We start from the raw sequence: 476 nt of genomic DNA, 5'->3' as shown, positions 1-476 counted from the left end.
GAGACAGGATACTTAATGGGTGAATTCGAGCTGATCCGTAACTACTTCGCCGCTGCGCCATGCGCGCAGGGCGGCGAGGGCGTTGCGCTGGGGATCGGCGACGACTGCGCCTTGCTGGCCGTTCCTTCCGGGGAACAGCTGGCGGTTTCCACCGACACGCTCGTGGCCGGCGTGCATTTTCCAGATCCGTGCGACCCGTTCCTGCTCGGCCAGCGCTCGCTGGCTGTGGCAGTCAGCGACCTGGCTGCCATGGGCGCCAAGCCATCTGCCTTTACTCTTGCCTTGACCTTGCCGACGGTGACCGCCGATTGGCTGCAAGCCTATGCCCGCGGTTTGAACCAGATGGCCCAGGCGTGCGGCGTGGCGCTGGTGGGCGGTGACACCACCCGCGGGCCATTGAGCCTGACCATGACCGTGTTCGGCCACGTGCCGGCCGGCCAGGCCTTGACCCGAAGCGGCGCGCGGCCGGGCGACCT

At 67.4% G+C, this 476-nt stretch carries 1 protein-coding gene; it reads left to right on the top strand.

Translation table 11 applies throughout. From position 1 onward, the window contains the following. Positions 1-15 precede the first annotated feature (15 nt). A partial coding sequence (locus OC610_RS28790; protein ID WP_264433199.1) for an AIR synthase related protein occupies positions 16-476 on the top strand: 461 nt, incomplete at its 3' end.

It is taken from the genome of Pseudomonas agronomica (assembly GCF_025917275.1).
In the GTDB taxonomy this organism is placed as follows: domain Bacteria; phylum Pseudomonadota; class Gammaproteobacteria; order Pseudomonadales; family Pseudomonadaceae; genus Aquipseudomonas; species Aquipseudomonas agronomica.
The sequence above is the reverse complement of the archived record's forward strand: the minus strand, read 5'-3'. Positions and strand labels throughout refer to the sequence as shown.